Origin of the sequence: Nostocoides sp. F2B08 (assembly GCF_009184895.1) — a bacterium.
Lineage (GTDB): Bacteria > Actinomycetota > Actinomycetes > Actinomycetales > Dermatophilaceae > F2B08.
The window spans coordinates 744,712-761,946 of record NZ_WESE01000001.1; the positions used below are offsets into that span (position 1 = coordinate 744,712).

17 protein-coding genes and 1 tRNA gene are annotated in these 17,235 nt (G+C 66.1%); 13 read left to right on the forward strand and 5 right to left on the reverse strand.

Features of this window, described 5'->3' with window-relative positions; all coding sequences use genetic code 11:
* Nucleotides 1–4 precede the first annotated feature (4 nt).
* From GA707_RS03475 to GA707_RS03505, 7 genes are all read left to right on the forward strand, one after another.
* A complete protein-coding gene (locus GA707_RS03475; protein ID WP_193315139.1) occupies nucleotides 5–676 on the forward strand; it encodes a DUF5701 family protein in 672 nt (223 codons plus the stop codon).
* Nucleotides 677–762: 86 nt separating this feature from the next.
* Nucleotides 763–839 (forward strand) — tRNA-Pro (locus GA707_RS03480).
* Between the two features lie 727 nt (nucleotides 840–1,566).
* Complete coding sequence (locus GA707_RS03485; protein WP_152176974.1) at nucleotides 1,567–2,022, forward strand: hypothetical protein; 456 nt, start codon at nucleotides 1,567–1,569, stop codon at nucleotides 2,020–2,022.
* Nucleotides 2,023–2,225: 203 nt separating this feature from the next.
* Nucleotides 2,226–3,479 (forward strand): hypothetical protein, encoded by a 1,254-nt coding sequence (locus tag GA707_RS03490; RefSeq protein WP_152176975.1) that lies wholly within the window; start codon nucleotides 2,226–2,228, stop codon nucleotides 3,477–3,479.
* A gap of 520 nt (nucleotides 3,480–3,999) precedes the next feature.
* A complete protein-coding gene (locus GA707_RS03495) occupies nucleotides 4,000–5,511 on the forward strand; it encodes a hypothetical protein (protein ID WP_152176976.1) in 1,512 nt (503 codons plus the stop codon).
* A 500-nt stretch (nucleotides 5,512–6,011) separates the two neighbouring features.
* Nucleotides 6,012–6,377, forward strand: a complete 366-nt coding sequence (locus GA707_RS03500; protein ID WP_152176977.1) for a hypothetical protein — start codon at nucleotides 6,012–6,014, stop codon at nucleotides 6,375–6,377.
* A gap of 383 nt (nucleotides 6,378–6,760) precedes the next feature.
* The gene (locus GA707_RS03505) at nucleotides 6,761–7,072 is read left to right on the forward strand and encodes a hypothetical protein (protein ID WP_152176978.1); all 312 of its coding nucleotides are present in this window, start codon (nucleotides 6,761–6,763) and stop codon (nucleotides 7,070–7,072) included.
* Between the two features lie 323 nt (nucleotides 7,073–7,395).
* Here the strand turns inward: GA707_RS03505 and GA707_RS20700 are convergent, their stop codons facing one another.
* From GA707_RS20700 to GA707_RS20705, 3 genes are all read right to left on the reverse strand, one after another.
* On the reverse strand, nucleotides 7,396–8,046 hold the full coding sequence (locus tag GA707_RS20700; protein ID WP_193315140.1) for a collagen-like protein: 651 nt from the start codon (nucleotides 8,044–8,046) through the stop codon (nucleotides 7,396–7,398).
* Between the two features lie 303 nt (nucleotides 8,047–8,349).
* The gene (locus GA707_RS03520) at nucleotides 8,350–9,489 is read right to left on the reverse strand and encodes a SagB/ThcOx family dehydrogenase (RefSeq protein WP_193315141.1); all 1,140 of its coding nucleotides are present in this window, start codon (nucleotides 9,487–9,489) and stop codon (nucleotides 8,350–8,352) included.
* Entirely contained in the window at nucleotides 9,486–9,731 is a 246-nt protein-coding gene (locus tag GA707_RS20705) for a hypothetical protein (RefSeq protein ID WP_193315142.1), read from the reverse strand. Before GA707_RS20705 ends, GA707_RS03520 begins: the two co-directional genes overlap by 4 nt.
* A 258-nt stretch (nucleotides 9,732–9,989) precedes the next feature.
* Here GA707_RS20705 and GA707_RS03525 point away from each other — a divergent pair, with 258 nt between their 5' ends.
* The 3 genes from GA707_RS03525 (at nucleotide 9,990) to GA707_RS03535 (ending at nucleotide 11,795) form a co-directional block, all read left to right on the forward strand.
* Nucleotides 9,990–10,466 (forward strand): hypothetical protein, encoded by a 477-nt coding sequence (locus GA707_RS03525; protein WP_152176982.1) that lies wholly within the window; start codon nucleotides 9,990–9,992, stop codon nucleotides 10,464–10,466.
* The gene (locus GA707_RS03530) at nucleotides 10,463–10,990 is read left to right on the forward strand and encodes a hypothetical protein (RefSeq protein WP_152176983.1); all 528 of its coding nucleotides are present in this window, start codon (nucleotides 10,463–10,465) and stop codon (nucleotides 10,988–10,990) included. Before GA707_RS03525 ends, GA707_RS03530 begins: the two co-directional genes overlap by 4 nt.
* Before the next feature lie 193 nt (nucleotides 10,991–11,183).
* Complete coding sequence (locus GA707_RS03535) at nucleotides 11,184–11,795, forward strand: D-Ala-D-Ala carboxypeptidase family metallohydrolase (protein WP_152176984.1); 612 nt, start codon at nucleotides 11,184–11,186, stop codon at nucleotides 11,793–11,795.
* A 93-nt stretch (nucleotides 11,796–11,888) separates the two neighbouring features.
* Here the strand turns inward: GA707_RS03535 and GA707_RS03540 are convergent, their stop codons facing one another.
* Nucleotides 11,889–12,707, reverse strand: a complete 819-nt coding sequence (locus GA707_RS03540; RefSeq protein ID WP_152176985.1) for a hypothetical protein — start codon at nucleotides 12,705–12,707, stop codon at nucleotides 11,889–11,891.
* Between the two features lie 182 nt (nucleotides 12,708–12,889).
* On the opposite strand from GA707_RS03540, the gene GA707_RS03545 reads away from it, so the two are divergent.
* From GA707_RS03545 to GA707_RS03555, 3 genes are all read left to right on the forward strand, one after another.
* Nucleotides 12,890–13,204: a hypothetical protein gene (locus tag GA707_RS03545; protein WP_152176986.1), complete on the forward strand. Its 315-nt coding sequence runs from the start codon at nucleotides 12,890–12,892 to the stop codon at nucleotides 13,202–13,204.
* A gap of 1 nt (nucleotide 13,205) precedes the next feature.
* The gene (locus GA707_RS03550) at nucleotides 13,206–14,489 is read left to right on the forward strand and encodes a hypothetical protein (RefSeq protein WP_152176987.1); all 1,284 of its coding nucleotides are present in this window, start codon (nucleotides 13,206–13,208) and stop codon (nucleotides 14,487–14,489) included.
* 466 nt (nucleotides 14,490–14,955) lie between these two features.
* The gene (locus tag GA707_RS03555) at nucleotides 14,956–15,606 is read left to right on the forward strand and encodes a hypothetical protein (RefSeq protein ID WP_152176988.1); all 651 of its coding nucleotides are present in this window, start codon (nucleotides 14,956–14,958) and stop codon (nucleotides 15,604–15,606) included.
* Between the two features lie 110 nt (nucleotides 15,607–15,716).
* Here the strand turns inward: GA707_RS03555 and GA707_RS03560 are convergent, their stop codons facing one another.
* A complete protein-coding gene (locus GA707_RS03560; RefSeq protein WP_370459988.1) occupies nucleotides 15,717–17,174 on the reverse strand; it encodes an AMP-binding protein in 1,458 nt (485 codons plus the stop codon).
* Nucleotides 17,175–17,235: the final 61 nt, after the last annotated feature.

Below are 17,235 nucleotides of genomic sequence, written 5' to 3' on the forward strand. Positions count from 1 at the left end.
GTCCATGTGCCGCCCTGCTGAAGGAGCCCACCTGTCCACGCTTGCTTCCTCGACCTTCGCCGGCCAGTTCGACCGCCTCGTCTCGCTCGGGGTGCCCCGGCTCGCCGGCGTGAGCGCCGACGAGTTCCGCTCCCTCGCCGACGACCTCATTCCCCACGGCCAGTCCGCGGTCCTCGTCGTCCATCCCGCCCTGGTTCCCGCGTCCCGGCTGGCGCCGCTGCTCGACCGTGAGGGCCGACCGGGCTTCGTCGTCGAGGACATGACCGACCTCGACGAGTTCGTCCCGGCGGATCCCGTCGTGGTCCCGGATCGGCCGCTCTACCTGATCCATCAGCCGGAGCGCGGTGACTCCATGCGCAACTGGAGCCCGGAGGAGGCGATGGCGGCCATCCTGGCGCAGGGGAGATCACCGCTCACAGTGTCCGAGGGCATCTCCTGGCTCCTCCACCGTCCCGAGCTGCTGCAGCCCAACCACTGCTTCATGACGATCGGCTCGCGCAAGCCTCGCGCGCGGGGCGGGCTGGATGCCCGGACCCCGGCGATCTGGATCAGCGGGGGCACCGGCCGGGACGGTCGTGAGCATCGTGACAGTCCCAAGGTCGGCTGGTGCTGGGCCCGCAACCGGCACACCTGGCTCGGCTTCGCGTCGACGGCGGGACGCGGCCCATTCGGCTGACCCCACACCGCTGGATACCGATTTCGGTGCATCGCCCGGCGTCGGCTATCCTCGGATGTCGCTGCCCCTCGCGGGCGGCGCAGCCACGGGGTGTGGCGCAGCTTGGTAGCGCGCTTCGTTCGGGACGAAGAGGTCGCAGGTTCAAATCCTGTCACCCCGACCATTGACGGAGGGCTCTGATCGACGGAAACGTAGAACAGGGCCCTTCGTTCTGGGCCGAGCCGGGCATAGTTTGGGCATGACTCCTCTACTTCGAGCGCCCGGAACTGCTCCCGTGGGCTCTGCTCGGCAGGCCACGTCAGGGAACGTCACGTTGGCACGGAGGCTGGCGACTCCACTCCTGCTTACCGCCAGGCGCTCGTCCACCATCAGGCACCCGAGGGGTCATGACCATCGGACTCGCTCCACCACACCCGGGGCGATTCAGATCTCGTGAGACGAGCTAGCGTCACTTCGCCCACAGTGGGCTAGCACGGTCCGGGGGCGCAGACGTTCGCCGATGACGCAGAAGTTCGGCACTGCCGTGGCTATAGCCGCGTCCGACGCAATGTTGTACGTCGACGTCGATGTTGTGGGTCATCCCCGACGTGCTGCAAAGCGCCGCCAGTGAGGCCGGCCTGCGTAGGCCCGGCCATCGGTGCGGGCGCTCATTCCCTGGTTGGCCTTCTTCGGTGTTGAGATCCTTGGTGCCGAGTCGTGCAAAGTTCGTCGGGGACTGGTCGAGCAGTCCATTCCGCCCTACTCTCGGCTCGTGGACGGTGTTACTCCTGAAACGTACGCTGACATCGAGAAGTCCTGCCCTCAGAATGCGCCCTCGCGGGTGGTGAGTGGTGAAGTGCGCCTCGAGGACTGGCTCAAGGAGCATCCCGTGCCCTCATCAGGCGCAGTCGATGAGTAGCGAGGCCGACGGATGGCGCGAGGTGAGCGTTTCCGTCCCATACGAGCCAACCGTCGTGATGTTAGGGTTCTACGTTCTGTCACTTTCGTGGGCTCGGTTGCTCACCGACCGACAGGAGTTCGAGGGTGTGGGCATCTCCGACACCGAGGTGGTCATCCAAGTCGGCCCGCCAGTCGAACCCACCGGTCAGGCTCCAGACGTCCGAATCGCCAAGGTCCTGAGCCAGACTCCGACCTCGCTCAGTTTGATGGCCGAGCCCTTCGATGACCAGGCCCCCAAAGTGGACGTCTTCGTCACTGCCGCCACCCCTGGGAACAGCACCCTCACGGTCCGCCACTCTCCAGTTGACCAGACACGCCCCGCCCTCGCCGCACGGTTCGCCCTTTGGCCGGAGGTCCTCTCCGGTTTGCCGGCGGCGATCGAGGAGCATCTGCGCAGGATGAGGTAGCTCGCGGCATCGTGGTGCACCATCCCCTCAGGCCTTCGCGTCAAGGCTCACGCGGAGGTAACAGGGCCGGAGCGACCTGCGTCATTTCGCCGCGAAACGCGCGGCGCCGGGTGGGCTCTGCGCCCACTAAGACTCAATCAGAGGGACCGCATCGGCGTAGTTCGGCGGGTGCGCGGGCGCACGCCCGCTGCAAGGATGGCGGCGTGGTAGACGACGATAGCCCCAGCATCGACCACCAAGTGTGGAGCGCTGTCGATCCAACCGGCGAGAACCGTGTCCTTATTGACGCCGCGATCCACGAGCGCGAGGACGTCCCACTGTGGCTGCGTCGTGTAGGTAAAGACTTGGGCGAGGCGTTGGACCGGCTGGCCCACGTCGGGGAGGAGTACCGCACCAGCATCCTTGGGATCGCCGGCGCCATCGTGGTCCTCGTGCCACGCGGGTGGGCTCCACTCTCCATGCACGCGGAAACGGTGTTCCAAGCGGTCCAGCTCGCCGATGACGGACGCGGCGAAGAGGCAGACCAGCTGCTGGCCGCGCAGGGGGAGGGCGACGACGCGTGGCGCCTCACGCGGGTGTGCAAGCGCGTGGGCGTCATGGGAGCGAACGACCCGGAGTTGAGTCGCCTCTTCCGTGAGCGCGCAAGGCTCTTGGGCCTGGCGATGGAGCACCATCTGGCGGGCCGCTACGACGCCTCGATTCCGCTGCTACAGGCGCAGTTGGAGGGGATCACGATGGACGTCACCGGAGGCAAGAAGTTCTTCACCAAGGGGACCGCCAAGGCAGATCTCGTGGACCCGAAGCACTTGGCGGGCATCGCGGCGGGGTTGGCCGCGCTTCAGGCCACGTACGGTCAGGATGTGAGGGAGACGCAGACTCGTGGGAGCCTGTCCCGGCACGGGATCGCGCACGGGCGCGAGTTGGCCTACGACACCCGAATCAACTCGGCCAAGACGTGGTCGGTGGTCGATGCCTTTGTGGACTGGGCGATGCCCAAGGCCCGCGACCTTGTGGAGGCGCGCATGGCGGAGCGGCAGGCCGCCACCGCCGGTAGCGAGGAGACCGACGAGCGGGGGCGGCGCGTCGATGACCGCGAGATTGCCCAGACGCGCGACGCCCTCCGCCTGTTGCAGACCTCGGCCATGGGCTGGCACACCCGGCGCGGAGGCTTCCGCGCCGACCTCATTGGGTCCGTGTATGGCGAGGAGGACTTCATGCGCAGGGGTCTGCCGGCGAATCACGGAATCGAACAGCGCGTCAGTGCGGACAAGCAGGAGGTGGCCTACTGGCGGCGGACGGTCTCGGGCTGGGTGTTGGGGCTGGGCATTGTCGCGCAGCGCGGCGGCGCCTTCGGCGAGTACCTATACGCGGGGCAGGACGCGCCGGCCGGGCTGCCTTCCGAGGACGAGGGCGGCTGGTTCGCGCACGGCGAGACCCCGCCGGACTGGTCCCAATGAGCGTGGCGCTCACGGCGTGTGACGAGGGCCTGAGCGCGGTTGAACTCAAGCACCAGATCCGCCAGTGGACAACGAAGCCAAACAGTTTCTCGAGGGTCATTTCGACAGTGTCTGCGGTGCCGTCTGTCACGGCCGAGAAGGGCAGCACGTCAATGGAGGCGATCTCGTTGACGCCGCCGCGGCATCACAGACGCTGGTGGCGAGCCCTATCGAGGCATGGCAGGCATCGGCGCATCATCCTCCGCAGCGAACATGTGCGTCGCCGCCATCAGATGAGTCGACAGACGCTTGAGTAGGCGTGTCAGCACCGTCAAGCAGAATTGAGGACATGACGACCAGCGCCCACCCGGAGCCTACGGCCGCAACCATCAAGGGTTTATACGCTCACGCCTTTCGCTGCGCGCGACCTGACTGCCGCCGCCCGTTGTACAAGGTGGACGACGAGACCGGAGACCGCACGCTCAACAGCCGTGTCGCACATCTCCATGCTCGTAGACGGGGCGGGCCCCGGTGGATCGAGATGACCTCGAACGAGAACCGCGCCGAGGCCAACCTTGTCTTGCTGTGCATCGAGCACTCCTACGAGGTTGACGACCGTCCTGATCGATACCCAGCGGATCTGCTCCGCCAATGGAAGCAGGCGCAATTGGACGAGTACGAGCAGGCGCAAAGCGGTTGGCCGATCACGGACACCGAAGCGGGCCGCGCGCTCGAGGCGTCTGCTCAGGCCGCTGAACACCATCACGCAGGGGCGGTAATCGGCGTCGTCCGTGCGGTCGAGCGCTTCTCCCTCGCGGCTCGCCAGGCACGGAGCGGCCCTGCGGCGTCGGCGGCCGCTTGGCGCGCCGCCCGGGCACGCGCCCGAGGTGCCAGCATCATGACGGACCTCGACGGAAACAGGGTGTACGCAGAACCCTCCCGGCAAGAGACGAATCACCACATGAACGAGATCCGGACCGCTCTAGCGAGCGCCGTGGAGAGCATTCGTCCCCTAGCCAACGAGGCGAAGGTTGAGACCGCAGCCGCGCGCGCGAGCCGGCCAGCCGTCGGACCATGGTCGGACTGGGTGATACGCGCAGTTGACGAGGTGCTTGCCGCATCTTCAGGATGGCCGGGGCCGCCGGGCTTCGAAGACGACGACCGCCTTGAAGATGCACTCCATGCACTCGCGATAGCAACGGACGCCTTCGCGGCGTACTGGCGGGGCGGGTCGGAAGTGCCAAGCCCCCCGCAGCTCGAACCCAAAGCCGAGCCGCTGGCGGCCCCACCGGACCCGCTCCAAGATCACAGGGCCCTATTAGAGCGAGCGCGTCCTTGGGCTCGGGTAGATCACCGCCCGTTCGACCCCAAGTTGCGCTGCGAGTTGGCCGCCGCCGCTCAGGCTGCGGCCAGCATTCCGCCGGTCCCGTCCGCCTTAGCGATTGGGTTGTCCGCTACCGCTCAACTCGCAGCAGCTGTGGCAGGCAACGCCACGGATGAAGAACTGGCTCTGCTCGCCGAGGAGGACTCTCAACGGCGTCCACTATCGACTGCCGTACATCTCCTGACGGAGTCCATCCGGATGGCGGAGCGGCGTGAACGAGGAGCTCCGCAGCAGAGCGCCGACGCTGTCCTAAGCGCACTTTGGGAAACTGTTGACTGGTCTGACCCGGGTGTCTATGACGAGGACGATGCCAACGGGCACTCAATGTTCTGGCTCGGGTCTCGAATCACTTCACCCGAGGATGTCAGGGGGAAGTTGGCCAGCGCATTGGGGCAGCGGCCGGACCTTCTCTTGGCACTGGTTGCGGCGTGCGCCCCTTGGACAGAGCTGTTGGACAGCGACACTTGGGAGACGACCGGTTTCCAGCGGCGCTACGGCGAGTTGCCTCCGTGGTTCCCCGTCGAAGCCGTGGTGGCGGCGGCCGCTACCGTGCAGACAGGTGCCCAAGACATTCCTGTCGATGACTTTGGGGAGACCTACGCCGACGATCCGGAATCTCTTCTTGCGCAGGTTCTCTGGCATGCGCAGCGGTATAACCGTGCGGAGTGAGATCGCTACGGACGCAGGGTGCGTCCAATGTGGCATTACCTAGTGCAACTTGCACCGTGCGGGCGCAACCGCAACATGGAAGGCACCCGGTTCAAGGCGAGCGGGTACCCAGTATCCCCAGTTGGCAGGAGTGCCTTCCCCAATTGCCTCACGGTCGAGACGCAGCGCCCCCGGTTGCCCAAAGGACTGGACTCAGACGTGGTGATCATTGAGAGCCGCGCAGAGCTGCGGGCCGTCATCGCTGCAACTTGAGTCGGACAGTAGACGACCTGTGTCCGTGCCCCCCTGCGTCACAGCGCCGGGAGTTGGCCGTCAAGGACACGGCGAGGAGGTGTGGCGACTTGGGGGTGTGCTCTTGAGGACCGAACCTCTCCGGCGGCGAGGGGCCGGGGCGTTGATCTGTGGGTCACATGACGGATCGCGCCGTCGGAGCCCGCGGGGATCATGGAGCTGGAGTCCCGTGGCTCCCGGGACCCGGGTCCTCGTGAAGGAGGCGCGTCATGACTGCGCTGAACCACCCTGTTGCTACTCCGGCGGTCGCTCGTGACGACCGCAACGTCCGGTTCGCCTGGGCGTCCCTGGCGTTGTTGCCGTTCGCCGTCATCGTGCCCATGTTCCTCGCCCCCGCGTTGGGAGTCGAGGAGCAGGCTCGGGCGCCCTTCGGCGTCTTCGTCATCGTCTTGGTTGTGCTCGCTGCCCTCTTCGCCGTGCCGGTTCTTCTCGCGTGGTGGTTCGCGAACCGGGCGCGCAGCCACGACGACCAGCGGGGAAGGGTGCCGGCCATTATCGCCAGCGTCGTGGCAGGCGCCTTCCTCGCGATCAACGTCGTTTCGTGGGTGATCTGGCTCCTGCAGGACACCCTCTGAGCATGAGCTCTGGGTGGCTCAGACATCCTCGGGGAAAGACTCCCCAGCGTGCTGGTCAACCCGCGTCAATGTGCACCATGTTGGTCCGAGCCGTACCCCGCTCGTGCATGGCACGCTCAGACAAGGTCAGACCAGACGGCTGCCCAGGGCCCACGACGAAGGTGTGTACTACGCCCGACGAGGTGTGCACTGCACCGGGGTGCCCAACGACCATCCCCTTGCAGGACCGCTAGGCGACCCTTGGTAGCGCCGGTGCACCGGACCTCATGAACGAGGATGAGGGTCTGCTTCTGGCATGGCGCGTCTCACTGGCGTGTTGAGCGTGCGTACTCATGCACGACGGCGACGCGAGGAGGACTCTGGAGGAGGAAGAGGTGGTGATCATGACACTCGACACTCGCCCAACCCAGCATTCCGATGCATCAGAGCGGGCCGGCACGCTCGCCTTGGCCCTCGGGATCGCGTTCGCGGTCTCGACCGTGTTGACCTTCTTGATGACTCTCACCGACATCATCGGCGGACCGAACTGGCTGCGCGCCCTTATGTCGGCCGGAATCCCGCTCGGATTCTTCGGCGTCCCCCTGTCCTTCGCCGTGGCACGCACTGGTTTGGGCAGGCAGCGCGGACTCATCGGAGTCGCGTTGGCGGTCGTCTCACTCGTGGCGTTCGTCGCGCTGCTCTTCGCCATGGGATGAGCCCGACTCCCAGTCGCCCCGACCCGATAACCCGGACCCGGACTCCTGACAGCGGGAGACAAGGAGCCGACGCCAGCGTCACGCGCCGCCCCAAAGGCGCGTCACTGCGCCGGGTGACGGGCGCGGCGTGGTGACCACCGAGAGCTGCCTCGTTGCTCAAACGACCTTGGACTGTCTTGACGGCGCTCGGCTTCGCAGCCGATGTGGTAGCCATTGACGCGCTGGCACGGTGGGCGTCTTGATCGTCCACGGTCGCTCTCTCGTCCCCAGCAGGAGTTGGACGGGGGTGACGGTTGAGAGGTTCGAGATCGCTGGGCCCTCGTTTACTGCGCGCTGACGCAGAGGGCGTAGGACCTGACGATCTGATCCGCCAGGCTGCTGCCGCGCACCGCCGTCACCCGCCACCCGCCGAGGTCGTCGGTCGGGGCGCTGTTGGTGACCGTCGGCCCGCCGCTGCCCACAATCCAGTCGGGGATCCCGGATGTGTAGGTGCCGGAGAGGAAACCGCCGCCCACGGTCTTCTTGCCGGCGGGGCACACCGCTGTCAGGTCGAACTGGTCGTCAAGGAAGCTTCTGATCTGGATGGCAGTGACCTGCTCGAGACCGCTCGCACCTGATGGTCCAGCCGGACCAGCCGGTCCCACTGGGCCCGCTGGGCCTACTTCGCCTTGTGGTCCCACCGGCCCGACTGGGCCGGCCGGGCCAACTTCACCTGGCACCCCCGCTGGGCCGGCTTCCCCTTGTGGCCCCGCCGGCCCCTGAGCGCCTACCGGGCCTTCAGGGCCGATCTCGTTCCAGCTGATCGGGTACTCGTTGGACTTACAGGTGTTGCCTGTGGGAACGATGCGCACGCCGCCGGTGGAGTTTGTGACGCAGGCGCTGTAGACCGGGGTCGATTGCGCATTGGCCACGGCGCCACCGACCAGGACGAGCGCCGGGACCAAGGGCAGCCACGGAAGTGCCTTCTTGAACATGTCGATGCCTTCCTGCCGAAGATGGGTATGGGCTGGACGTCGACGACGCTATTGACAATCCGCGTCTTCAGACATCGCTCTTCAGATGGACTGGCATCGTCCTCAAGGATGATTCCTGCCGCGCCGGTGGCCGTCAGACGCGACGTTCCGCTCCTCCAACAGGCACTGATGCCACCGAAGGTCGGAGCACAGATTCGGGCCCCGCCTACGAGCTCCGACTGTGGTCACGCCTCACCCACGGGCGCCCCGCAGTCGGCCACCCACATGCTCCCTACCGCCGGCAGCTGACCCTGTCGGGCGGCATCATCCCTGCCGGCTCTGGAAGGGCCCTTGAGTCGTGCTGTTCGCGGCGTGGTGTCCGCACGCGGCGGCGTAGAGGACGAGCTCGCTGGGGTCGGTGATGCCGAGTAGCTGTTCGGCGGCGTCCTCGTCGAGGGCGGCGGTGGTCCACGGCGCGAGGTCCAGTGCGGTGCAGGCGAGGTGGAAGGTCTGGGCGAGGTGGCCGGCGTCGAGGAGCAGCACCCGGTAGGCGTGCGACTGCTGGTACTTCCAGGCGCTGCGAGTGGTGACGCCGGTCATGACGAAGACGGCGGCGGCCTGGGCGGCCCAGGGCTGCTGGGTGACGGCGTCCAGCACACGGGATATCAGGCTGTCACGGGATCCTGCTTCGCCGGTGGGGGTGAGGGTGTGGCGACCGGAGCAGTAGTGGTACGCCCCAGGTTTCAGCCCGTCGATGTTGAGCGCGACGAGATAGACCTCGACGGGGTGGCGGGCGCCGCCAGACGGTGAGGTCTTGAAGATGACCGGACCGACACCGGGGTCCTCACGCCTTTGGGTGACTCCCCAGGTGGTGTGCAGGATTGTGGCGAGCAGGTCGAGGCTGAGCGGCTGCCCACTGAACCGGCGCTCGGTTCGGCGGCGACGCAGGGTCGCACCGAGCTCAGCGGTCAGCTCGAGCGGGGCCGGCAGCGGCAGGTGTGGCGGCCCGAGGTCGGTGAACGGCGGCGGGGGCGGGGTGGTCGCGGCGTGCGCGAGGAGGTTGTCCCGTTCGGCGTCCAGGTCGTAGGTGAACGCGGTGCGGCGGGTTCGGTAGTGGAACCACTGGGCCTCCGGCCCCCACACCCAGGACTCCTCGACCGAGGCGTCCCGTTGCTCTTCGGGTGTGCCGCAGCGCAGCAGCAGGTCCTGACGGACGAGCTCGTCGAGGAGCGGCTCGGCCGGTGGCCCGCCGAGCAGGGCTACGGCTTCGTGGGCGGGAACGGGGTCGGTGAGGGCGGCCAGGGCGGGGATGAGCTGGTGGTGCACGACGGCCTGGCGCCCGGTCAGGTAGTTCTCGAGAACGAGCCCACCGTCCTCGAAGCGTGCGACCAGTGCCCCCGCACGACGCACCGGCGCCTCGCAACCAGCGAGCGGTTCGCGGGCGCCGGTCGCGGGGTCTGTCACACGCAGCAGGTGTCGCCGCGGTACCGGTACCCGGCGACGGCCATCTCCGCCAGGGGTTTGCCGTGAACCATGAAGGTGATCTGGGCCGGCTTGCGCGGATCGCCCTTGTCCCACAGCGCCCGAAGCCCTTCGAGCTGGTCCTCGGTCAGCTCCAGGGTCAGCGGCTGCTCGGCGGCCAGCTCCTTGACTCTCTTGGAGAGGTCAGCCGCCTGGTCGGTCTCACGGATGTCCTTGTCCCGCATTGTCCTGCCTCCTGCCGTGGGTGGATCGTCCAGGTATACACCCGCCGCCGCGAACCCGCCACCGGAACGACCTGACCGCCCAGAGACGCGTTCGTGCAGGTCAGGAAGGGCGGCAGCCGGTATCGGCCTATCGGGTGATGCCGGTTCTCGCATCTGTTGCGGGGTGAGGGCGGCGGGTCTACGGTGCGCTCACGGGCGGGCGGGAGTCTTCCGGTCCACAGGCGCACCGGGGTCGCCCGTTCCAGGCAGGAGCGTGTGATGTCACCAGATCAGGACTCGCCGCAAGAGGACGAGATCAGACCCCTTCCGCCGTCTGCGGAGCAGCAGGCAGCCCATGGCCGGGCCATGGCCGAGGCGATGAAACAGGCGAAGGCCGAACGCGGCGGCCGGCTCGACAAGGAACTCAAGGCGATGGAGAAACTCAACGCCAAGTACGCCAAACGGGCCGAGAAGGCCGCCGCCAAGCTGGGCCTGGACCAGAAGAAGATGCAGGCCGACCTGACGGCCCTCGTCGACGCACCCGAGGACCAGGTCGAGCAACGCATGCGCGAGTTCGCCGACAGGTACCGGCCACTGCAGGAGAAACTCCTCAAGGAGTCGGGCATCGACCCAGACACGCTCAGCGATGAGGCCCTCGGCACGGTCGAGACCCCCGACAAGGCCAAGGTGCACGGGCGCCGCGGGAAGGGAGCCGGCGGCAACATCGGCTGGACCACCGAGGAGGCCCAGTCATGACGACCATCCTGCGCCCGCCCTACACCCTGAACTACACCCAGGGCAGCGGCTATCTCACGGCGGACCGGAACTCGGGCCGGCTGTGGAGCCTGCAGTCGTTGAGCTTCCTCGGCTCATCCCAGGCGATCGCCCAGGTCGGCTCCGCGTTCCAGGGCCCAGCCGGCACACGCCGCATCCGGGTCGAGGCCACCGTCCTTGTAAACCACTACTCCGCGTTCACGCCGGCCTTCTTCGGCTACGCCTCCGCCGAGTCCATCATCAACCTTCGGGTGATGGACGGCTCGCGAGTCGTGGCGCTCGATCGGCGAAGCCTCGCCCGTGCGATCGCCGCCGTGTTCTGGATGACCGACCTCAGGGGCGGGCCCTTCACCATCGCCATGGCGACAGAGTTCTGGGGAGGTGGTGGGCGTCAGTACTCAGCCCACGTCGACGTCGAAACCTGGGTCGGAGCCGGCGGTATCGGAGCCGGGGCCGTCGCCTCCGGGTCCGCGGTCGCGCAAGAGATCCGAGTGCGGGTCATCTAGTCACACTCACCTGCAGGTGGACCTTCACCGCCAATGCGGCACGAACCGCAAAGCCGGTGGAGGTCCACCCAGGGACACCCCGAGGGAGGCTGCGCTGTCGCGGCCGGGGTAGTCGCTACAGATCGATCGGCCAGAACTCCTCCTGAACGCCGAACATCCGCTGAATGAAGTGACCACATCAAAGGAAGCAGAAATGACAAACCAAGAACGCCTGCAGCGCGGACGTAAGATCCTCGCCCTGCTCGGATGGAAGCTCGCCACAGAACAGCACGCCATCCAGGCCACAGAGGACTTCCAGCGCATGTTCAACCTCGGCCCGGCTTTGGTCGTCGACGGGAAACTTGGGCCGAAGACCTACGCCGCTCTCGTGATCTGCCGCGACCGCAAGGTCGCTGGCAAGAGCGACATCTCCGAACACTTCAGCGTCTGGGAGTTCAAGTGCAAATGCGGAGGCAAACATGAGAGCTGCCGGCGCATCTGGGTCGACCGGCAGATCGTCCAAGCGTGCGAGAAGATCAGAACCAAGATCGGGCCCTTCACCCCGCTATCGACCTGCCGCTGCGACAAGCACAACGCCGCCGTCAAAGGCTACAAGCGCAGCCAGCACCGGCTCGGATTCGCCATCGACTTCGACGTCCCCCAGCTCACGGCCAAGCAGATGACGGCACTTCGCGTCGCCGACGCGATCGGTGTCGCCGCCAACGGCAAGGTCCGCCACATCGACCTGCGCGCATCCGGCTCTCCCGACAACCACCCCAAAGCATCCGGCGACAAGGCCAACCCCTACATCTACCACTACAGCTGAGCGCCGACCCACCTCCTACCGCCGGGAGCTGGGCGAAACTCAGCCAGCGTCTCGAAGCCTGCGTAAGCCGCCGCCTGTCGGCATGTCGGGCAATCAACTCTCGATGGCTGATAGCAGGGCGGATTCGCCCTGTCGGCTCACTCGATACCACCACCTGGCGCCGTCGGCGACGAGGAGGAGGTGAATGTCACGGTCCCGTGTGAGCGTGATGATCTCCCTCCACTTGGCTAGGTGGTTGTTGCTCGCCCGCGTGGCAGGGTCGTACGACAGTTTCAGCAAAGAGGTCAGAAGTGAGCGGAGCCCGTCGGGACCATCCACTCGAGCCTTTGCCTCAGAGGCGAATGTGATCTCACCCGCCCACCATTGGCCGTCGGGGGGTTCAGCAAATCCCCATAGGTCGAGCGCAGCACCGCGCACGAATGGGTCGAAGACGACGCAGTTCTCTTCCCATCCGTGATCCAAGATCAACTCCGCATAGGAGGTGATGTGGATGAGGACTTCGGTGTGCAAGGCGACATGATCCTCATTTCTCCCGACGAGGTGCAGGTTCTTGGAGCAAGCTCGCGCTCCCGGCACCTGGAAGCCGCCGTCCGGCGCCACCGTGACCAGGCCGTGCTCCAGGGCCCGTACGAAGCCGCTGGCTTCGTCGACACCCAGCCCGCGGCCGTAGAGCAGGCGTGGTGAACGCACTGGGTCTCGCAGGAACTTCGTTGAGGGCGACGAGCGACACGCGGCCGCGAATACCTCCGCGCATGCCGTGAGCAACTCGTCGGTGGCCGCCTGTGCCTGCGTCGACCAGGGCTGCTCTTGGCGACCGACACCTCTGATCGTCCGCTCATACGACAGGTTCGCAGTGTGGCTTTCGTGATCGTCGTCGGCAAGGAGCCCTATGAGTACCAAGGCGGCAATCAAGTTTGTACGGCGCCAAGCTGCTGCATTCCGCCGGGAGCCGGGCAGGCCCCACACCTAGCCCAAGTTGCCTGTCGCTCCGGGCGTTCGCGACAGGTCAATGCGCACGCGGACTCGGCTATCGAACCCGGCATCGACGCCACATGGGCCTCGACCGGATGCCGGGTCGCTCGTACGCTGGGTTGATGGGTGAACTGGTTCTCACGCTGGAAACGGATGCGGTCGCGTCGGATGACCTGCGGCATGCCCTTGCCGAGGGAACGGTTGGCCACGTGAGCGCGGCGCGGAAGAGCCACCTGGATGGGTCCGCGGAGACGGTCATTCTTATCGTGCAGGTGGCGACGCTGGCAGCGAGCAGTGTGCCGACGATTCTGCTTCCGTTCCTCAATCGGAAACGGGTGCGCAAGTTCAAGTGCGGCGACATCGAGATTGAGAACCCCACGCCCGAGCAGGTCGAGCAGCTTTGGGAGCGCTGTATGAAGGCGCAAGCGGAGGGATGACGTGAAGGTTGGCGGGCTGGACAGGCATCTGGTCAGCGCTGCCATCCTCCAGCCCGCCATGTTCGGGCCGGAGAACTTCGCTGGTGATGAGTGGGTCGAGAGCTACATGCGCGCTGCAAGTCGCCTGCTCGACCTCGAGGTGCGCACCTACGTCACATGGCAGTGTCCACCCGATGTGTTCGTTCTTGCCGCCGAGGACGCCGGGCTTGTCATCCGCAGCGAACGGCTCGATGGACTGCTCGTGGAGATGCTGACGCTTCACGACGTCCAGTCACTGCTGGGAGGTCAGCTCCTCGAGGAGGTGTCCCAGAGCGCGGTCTTGAGGTGGATGAGTGAGTTTCTCATCGGGTACCGGCGTCCAGCGCTCGCGGTGACTGCGCTGCGAAACCGGCCGTCCCTGGACGGGCTACAAGTGCAGATCCACCACGCTTTCCGCGATGAGCTTCTAGACAGCAGACCGCTTCTCGAGCGGACAGCGGTGCAGTGCATCTCGGTGGGGCACGAGATGCGCCACCTCGTCGAAGACGTCGATGCGCGCTATGACGTGTGGGAGAACATCGACGGCATCCCAGTCATTTCCCATATCGACTTCGACATGCGCAATGTGGACAAGGTCGATGACGATAGCCTGCAGCGCTTTCACGCTTTCGTCTCCAGCACCGTCGACGCCACTCGACTGGTCAAGGAGATCCACGCAGACCTCTTCGCCGTCGACACCGTCCTCGAGTTCTGCCTGCGAGCATTCGACTGCCGTTCCGAAGACGCGGTCCGATCCACGCTCGCCGCATTCGAGACCTTGGTGTTCACCTACTTCCTCAAGAACGCATGTCGGCTCGTTGCCGAACTCTCTACGGGCTCGAAGCGGCGGGACGAGTTCGATCGTGCCCTGGTCCTCGAGAATCTCCAATGGGTCGCCCGAGGACGCGCGGTGGCTCGTCACATCGGTTTGTCGTGGGCACAATTCGACAACTCCACCCCCGAGGGGGCACTCATCGCGGCGCGCCAAAACGTAGCTCGAGTCGATGCCATGATCACGGAACGACTCGCGGGTCGGCTCGCCAACAACCGTGCCTTCGACCACGCCGTTCAAGCTCTTCTGGACACCCTCGAACGCAGCGGCAAGGAGCAGATCACAGTGGCCGAAGCACTGGCCCACGTGGACAGCGACGGGGACCTCCGAAAGGAGTTGTACTTCATGCTCGTCGGCTTTGGCTGTCCTGGCTCTGTCGACGTCAGGACTTACCTCGAAGACGCGGACAGGACTGTCCACACGGTGCAGGCCTAGAACTGCAAGGTCTGGTGGGACACCGTCACCCCCTGGGGCCGACACTGTCGGCCGCCCATACAGACCCACCCCCAAGCGGAAGGGCATCGCTACCGCCCGCCAACCGATCCCCGAACACCGCTGGCAGACGCGAGGAACCTGCGCCAACGACAGCACGATCAACTGCGTCTAACCGCCGGCTGTCGAGCCACGATCGCGGCATGTGCCTAGTCGCTGCTGCTTGGAAGGGCAAGACCATCGGCCTCTCGGCGCGGTGCCCGCACGTCGAGTGACTCCCGCCACGATCACCCTCCCCTTGGACCCCGCGTTCCTACATTGGAAGTGCAGGGCCTCTCCGCAGGGATGGAGGAAGTCAATGACCAGTGAAACTCTTGAGCCGAGGACTGACACACTCAGCCCAGCGCCGTCGGCCGACAGTGGGAATCTGAACCCGGCGGGCCAACCACCTGGCCCCATGCGTGGGCTGGTGCCCACAACCGACTGGGACCTCAAGGCTCGGGTCCACGGCGCGTGGGCCAACGCGTGGTGGTGGAATGAGAAGCACGACATTCTGGCTGGCCGCTGGGCCACCCTTGACACCTGGGCGCGACTCGTTCTGGCGCTGACTGCGTCTCTGAGCGCGGTGAGCCTGTTGAGCGACAACCCAATTGCCACGGGAATCTTCGCGGTTGCAACGGCGATCTTCTCTGCCATCAACGCCGCTCTGGATCCAGCCGCACGCGCCGCCAATCACCGGAGGGCATCACGAGACTTCAGGCACGCGGAACGTCGTCTTGGGACCATGCTGGGAGCGATCAGCAGCATGACCGAAACCGCTTACGACCCCAGCGCTGAGCGATACGTTCAACTGGAACTGACGTCCGATGATCGAGCCTACTTCGGAGAGCAGTTGTTGCGACTGGAGGACGATCTCGAGACAGTGCAGGACGCGGCCCCGCCGATAAATCGACTGACGGGCGAGCAGACAAACACGGTCCCCAAAACCTCCTGGGGAATGCGGCGCCTGCAGCGACGACTTCAGCGGCAAAAGGAGGCCAGCCGCATGTACTCCGAGGTGTACCAGGACGGTGCACGAGACAGCGCGATGTACGAGTCGTACGAGCAACAACAGAGTTGACAGCATCCAGCCCAGTTCAACGTCGGCGGTAGATGCTCTGGACCCGCGGCACTCCGCCGGGAGACGCGCGCTCTTGCTTGGCTTCGGCGCCGGTAGCACGTTTGGATCCTTTAGTTGATTTGGCGGTCTCGTCCCTGCCAGTAGGGGGCGCGTAGCTTGAACTTCTGCAGTTTGCCGGTGGCTGTGCGGGCCAGTGCCTCGCGGAACTCCACGGAGGTGGGTGCTTTGAAGTGGGCCGCCCTGGTCTTGCAGTAGGCGATGAGGTCGCCCTCGGTCAGATCGGAGCCCTCGGCCTTGACGACGAGCGCTTTGATGGTCTCCCCCCATTTCTCGTCCGGGACGCCGATGACAGCGACCTCGGCGACATCGGGGTGGGAGAAGATCACGTCCTCGACCTCGATCGAGGAGACGTTCTCGCCGCCGGTGATGATGACATCCTTCTTGCGGTCCTGGATGCTCAGGTAACCGTCGTCGCCGATCACCCCGCCGTCGCCGGTGTGGAACCAGCCGTCGCGGAGCGCCGCCGTGGTCTCTTCGGGCTGGTCCCAGTACCCTTCCAGCACGACGTTGGAGCGGGCCAGCACCTCCCCGTCGTCGGAGACCTTCAACGTCACGCCGATCGCCGGTGCACCGGCGCGCACCAGCCTGGCCGCTCGCTCCTGCGCCGGCAGGTCGTCCCACTCGGACCGTCCCCGGTTGATGGTCAACAGCGGCGAGGTCTCGGTCAGGCCGTAGATCTGGATGAACTCCCAGCCCAGCTCCTCTTCGACCCGAACGATCGTCTTCGTCGGCGGCGGGGCCCCCGCGCAGATGATCCTGCCCCGACCGCGTCCGGGAATCGGACCCTGCCAGGTGGCCGCGGCGCTCAGGACGGCGCTGACCACCGCCGGCGCCGCACACATGACGGTGACACCGTGCGCCGCAACGCGGTGCAGGATCTCGGCGCCGTCGACCTTGCGAAGCACGACCTGCGGCACGCCCAGGCCGGTCATCGCGAACGGCATCCCCCAGCCGTTGGCGTGGAACATCGGCAGAGTATGCAGGTACACGTCCCGGTCGGTGACACCGGCGTGCAGGGCGAACGTCACCGCGTTGGTCCAGATGTTGCGGTGCGTAATCTGAACGCCCTTGGGGCGGGCAGTCGTCCCGGAGGTGTAGTTGATCGTCGCGGTGGCGTTCTCGTCCGCATCCCACGGCCTGGGGTCGATGCCGTCGGCGAACAGGTTCTCGTCCTGCCCGATCAGGAACGTGTGTTCGCAGTCGACCGAGGCCAGGTCATCCTCGAGTTCGGGGTCGAGATAAAGCACCCGCGCCCCGCTGTGCTCGACGATGTAGCTCACCTCCTTCGCGGAGAGACGGAAGTTGACCGGCACAAGCACCCGCCCGTACCCCGACACCCCGAAGAAGGCAGCCAGCAACCGCGCGCTGTTGTGCGAGACGAAGGCGACCCGCTCACCCACCTCGATGCCGAGCCGGTCCAGGTGCGCGGCCATAGCCGCCGCCTTAGCCCGGATCCACCGATGACGTTTTGGGTGTTGGCCTCGCGAGGATGAGTCTCGGGTGGTGATGTCGGGGCAGGGGTGACCTCCCGGCCTCGCTGCCGGGAGGGTTCCACTGGATGTTCCTTGG

Bases quoted from the DNA above. Each gene is read 5' to 3' on its own strand.
- GA707_RS03475 (WP_193315139.1), top strand. From the start codon at position 5: ATGTGCCGCCCTGCTGAAGGAGCCCACCTGTCCACGCTTGCTTCCTCG.
- GA707_RS03485 (WP_152176974.1), top strand. From the start codon at position 1,567: ATGAGTAGCGAGGCCGACGGATGGCGCGAGGTGAGCGTTTCCGTCCCA.
- GA707_RS03495 (WP_152176976.1), top strand. From the start codon at position 4,000: ATGACCTCGAACGAGAACCGCGCCGAGGCCAACCTTGTCTTGCTGTGC.
- GA707_RS03500 (WP_152176977.1), top strand. From the start codon at position 6,012: ATGACTGCGCTGAACCACCCTGTTGCTACTCCGGCGGTCGCTCGTGAC.
- GA707_RS03505 (WP_152176978.1), top strand. From the start codon at position 6,761: ATGACACTCGACACTCGCCCAACCCAGCATTCCGATGCATCAGAGCGG.
- GA707_RS20700 (WP_193315140.1), bottom strand. From the start codon at position 8,046: ATGTTCAAGAAGGCACTTCCGTGGCTGCCCTTGGTCCCGGCGCTCGTC.
- GA707_RS20705 (WP_193315142.1), bottom strand. From the start codon at position 9,731: ATGCGGGACAAGGACATCCGTGAGACCGACCAGGCGGCTGACCTCTCC.
- GA707_RS03525 (WP_152176982.1), top strand. From the start codon at position 9,990: ATGTCACCAGATCAGGACTCGCCGCAAGAGGACGAGATCAGACCCCTT.
- GA707_RS03530 (WP_152176983.1), top strand. From the start codon at position 10,463: ATGACGACCATCCTGCGCCCGCCCTACACCCTGAACTACACCCAGGGC.
- GA707_RS03535 (WP_152176984.1), top strand. From the start codon at position 11,184: ATGACAAACCAAGAACGCCTGCAGCGCGGACGTAAGATCCTCGCCCTG.
- GA707_RS03545 (WP_152176986.1), top strand. From the start codon at position 12,890: ATGGGTGAACTGGTTCTCACGCTGGAAACGGATGCGGTCGCGTCGGAT.